Here is a 377-nt window from a genome sequence, read left to right as displayed (position 1 = left end):
CCGTGTCGAGATAGCCTTTACCACTGGACGCAATGCCGACCCGTGGCGTCGGAGTGTCCCAAACCACGCGGTTGATTTGATTGGCTCGCGCATAGGCGAGTACTGCCGGGAGGCGATGCTGGTAGAGCCGTGCTTCCTGGTCCAGAGATCGATCGGGCCAGCGGATATTGAAACCACCGGCGGGCTGAGAGGGAAACTCCGGGATGACGGGTTGTACCCGGGTCGGATCGACGTTGACTGAAGCTGACGTCTCGACGATTTCACTGACAAGCTTCATCGAGGCCCAGACGCCAGTGCTGCGGGACAACGCAACAGCGTGCACACCGAAGTCGAGAATCTGTTGAACCGAGGTTGGGTAAAAGATGGGAATACCGCAG

General features: G+C 58.9%; 1 protein-coding gene. It reads right to left on the bottom strand.

Annotated features, from left to right (window positions below; translation table 11 throughout):
- The coding region (locus tag SB717_RS34075; protein ID WP_410907238.1) for a hypothetical protein at nt 1-377 on the bottom strand (377 nt) is incomplete at both ends.

This window comes from Priestia sp. SIMBA_032 (assembly GCF_046535215.1).
Classification (GTDB): domain Bacteria; phylum Bacillota; class Bacilli; order Bacillales; family Bacillaceae_H; genus Priestia; species Priestia aryabhattai.
This window is presented reverse-complemented; position numbering and strand designations above follow the sequence as displayed.